Origin of the sequence: Azospirillum sp. TSO5 (assembly GCF_003116065.1) — a bacterium.
GTDB lineage: Bacteria > Pseudomonadota > Alphaproteobacteria > Azospirillales > Azospirillaceae > Azospirillum.
The window spans coordinates 1-2,888 of the sequence record NZ_LGQY01000176.1; the positions used below are offsets into that span (position 1 = coordinate 1).

Consider the following 2,888-nt stretch of genomic DNA (forward strand, 5'->3'; position numbering starts at 1 on the left):
CGCCCAGCCCCATTCCTTCACGGTGTGGGCGGCGATGTAGGCCGCCCCGCCGAAGAAGGCGGCATGGCCGAAGCTGAGCAAGCCGGCGAAGCCGATCAGCAGGTTGAAGGCGCAGGCGAACAGCGCGAAGCACAGCACCTTCATCAGAAAGACGGGATACAGCACGAAGGGTGCCGCGAGGGCGAGCAGCAGCAGCACGGCGGCGATCAGCATCGTGCCGATGGCCGGACCCCGAACCGCGACGCGGGTGGAATTGCTGGCGACGGTCATTGGATCAACGCTCCCGTCCGAAAAGGCCCGCGGGCTTGATGAGAAGGACGATCGCCATCACGACGAACACGACGATGTTGGACGCTTCGGGATAGAAGACCTTGGTCAACCCCTCCAGCAGCCCCAGCCCGAGGCCGGTGACGATGGCGCCCAGGATGGATCCCATGCCGCCGATCACCACCACGGCGAAGACGATGATGATCAGGTTGGTGCCCATCAGCGGTGACACCTGATAGATCGGTGCCGCCAGCACCCCGGCCAGACCGGCCAGCGCCACGCCGAAGCCGTAGGTCAGCGACACCATCACCGGCACGTTGATGCCGAAGGCCTGCACCAGCGTCGGGTTTTCCGTCGCCGCGCGCAGATAGGCGCCCAGCTTCGTCCGCTCGATGGCGAACCACGTGCCGAAGCAGATGACCAGCGAGGCGACGACAACCCAGCCGCGATAGTTGGGCAGGAACATGAAGCCCAGATTCTGCCCGCCCTGAAGGGCTGCTGGAATCGGATAGGGCTGGCCGGAGACGCCGTACTGATGGCGGAACGCCCCTTCCAGGATCAGCGCCAGCCCGAAGGTCAGCAGCAACCCATAGAGATGGTCCAGCTTGTAGAGCCGCGACAGCATCGTCTTTTCCAGCGCGATGCCAAGCAGCCCGACGACGACCGGCGCCACCAGCAGCGCCCCCCAATAGCCAATGCCGGCATAGGTCAGCAGCAGCCACGCCACGAAGGCGCCGACCATGTAGAGGGCGCCATGTGCGAAGTTGATGACGTTCAACATGCCGAAGATCACCGCCAGCCCCAGGCTGAGCAGCGCATAGAAGGAACCATTGATCAGTCCGAGCAGAAGCTGCCCGAACAGTACTTGGGGCGGGATTCCCAGCAGGCTGACCATCTCCGCATTTCTCCCGGTTCGTTGGTGTTGTTCTTGGTTTTTGGTTGTTGCTTCGCAGGCCCCCTCCCCATCCCTCCCCCGCTTCGCGGGAGAGGGGGTAGGATGCTTGTCAGCGAGGCGTGATTGCCGAAGCGGCGGCAGTCCCCTCTCCCTCGAAGCTCTCGCACAAAGCCTCGCTTTGTGCTGACGCGACAGGCGGACCGTAGGTCCGCTGAGAGCGGGGGAGGGTTAGGGAGGGGGCAAGGCGCCCGCCTCCCCCTCACTTCACCAGCGGGCAGCCGCTCTGCTTCGGGTCCATGAAGGCGGTGTCGGCCGGGATGGTCTTCACGATCTTGTAATAGTCCCAGGCCCCCTTCGATTCGGCCGGGGTCTTCACCTGGGCCAGATACATGTCGTGGAACATGCGGCCGTTGGCGGCGACCTTGCCCTTCTTGGCGAACATGTCCTCGACCGGCAGCTCGCGCATCTTGGCGGCGACCTTGTCGGCGTCGTCGGTCTTCGCCGCCTCGACCGCCTTCAGGTAATGCTTCACCGCCGAATAGACGCCGGCCTGCACCATGGTCGGCTTCTTGCCGGCCTTGGCCTCGAACTTTTTCGACCATTCGCGGGTCTGGTCGTCCATGTCCCAGTAGAAGCCGGTGGTCAGCATCAGCCCCTGCGCCGACTGCAGGCCCAGCGCATTCACGTCGGAAATGAACATCAGCAGGCCGGCCAGGCTCTGGCCCGCCTGGGTGATGCCGAACTCCGCCGCCTGCTTGACGGCGTTGACGGTGTCGCCGCCGGCATTCGCCAGACCGATCACATCGGCGCCCGACCCCTGCGCCTGCAGCAGGAAGGACGAAAAGTCGGAGGTGCCGAGCGGGTGGCGCACCGACCCAACGATGGTGCCGCCCAGCGACTTCACCATCTTGGTGGTCTCCTCCTCCAGCGACTGGCCGAAGGCATAGTCGGCGGTCACGAAGAACCACTTCTTCTTGCCCTGCTCGTACAGGGCGCGGCCGGTGCCGGCGGCCATGGCGTAGTTGTCGTAGGTCCACTGGAAGCCGTAGGGGCTGCACTGCGCGCCGCTCAGCGCGGTGGCGCCTGGACCGGACATCAGGAAGATGCGCTTCTTGTCCTTGGTGATGCCCTGCACCGCCAGCGCGGCGGCGGAGTTCGGCACGTCGGCGATGGCGTCGACGCCGCCGGTGTCCACCCACTCGCGCGCCTTGGACGCGGCGATGTCGGCCTTGTTCTGGTGGTCGGCGACGACGATCTCGACCGGGGCGCCGGCGACCTTGTTGCCGAACTCCTCCGCCGCCATCCGGGCGGCGATGGCAGAGCCCTCGCCGGCGAGATCGGCGTAGATGCCGGAACGGTCGTTCAGCACGCCGATGCGGATGACGTTGTCCGACACCTGTGCCGAGGCCGGGATCGCGGTCCCGGCGAGCGTCAGCAGGGCGGTGCCGGCGAGAAGAAGCGTGCGCATCAGAAGGTCTCTCCCTCTTGGTTTTATTGTCGGCCGGTTCCCATTGCGGGTTCCTGTGGCCGTGTCCGGAGCAGGTAATCGGGCAAAATCCGGCGATCCGCCGTCCCGCCTTCGAAGGGAGCGGGACGGCGTTCGTGCCGGTGATATCGGCAGGCGATGCCGGATGGCTGGACGGCCTACACGCCGAGATAGGTGTGGAGCTTGTCCATGTTGGCGTCGAGCTGGTCGTTGGGGATCATGTCCACCACATGGCCCTCC

General features: G+C 65.4%; 3 protein-coding genes and 1 pseudogene. 1 reads left to right on the top strand and 3 read right to left on the bottom strand.

Annotated features, from left to right (window positions below):
* The 3 genes and pseudogenes from TSO5_RS31610 to TSO5_RS31620 all read right to left on the bottom strand — a co-directional run.
* Positions 1–213, bottom strand: a pseudogene (locus tag TSO5_RS31610) (branched-chain amino acid ABC transporter permease); the annotation flags it as partial.
* 61 nt (positions 214–274) lie between these two features.
* The gene (locus tag TSO5_RS31615) at positions 275–1,162 is read right to left on the bottom strand and encodes a branched-chain amino acid ABC transporter permease (protein ID WP_109155329.1); all 888 of its coding nucleotides are present in this window, start codon (positions 1,160–1,162) and stop codon (positions 275–277) included.
* 259 nt (positions 1,163–1,421) lie between these two features.
* Entirely contained in the window at positions 1,422–2,630 is a 1,209-nt protein-coding gene (locus tag TSO5_RS31620; protein ID WP_109155331.1) for an ABC transporter substrate-binding protein, read from the bottom strand.
* A gap of 17 nt (positions 2,631–2,647) precedes the next feature.
* On the opposite strand from TSO5_RS31620, the gene TSO5_RS33170 reads away from it, so the two are divergent.
* Positions 2,648–2,888: hypothetical protein (locus tag TSO5_RS33170; RefSeq protein ID WP_211099795.1), on the top strand; the 241-nt coding region annotated here is incomplete at its 3' end.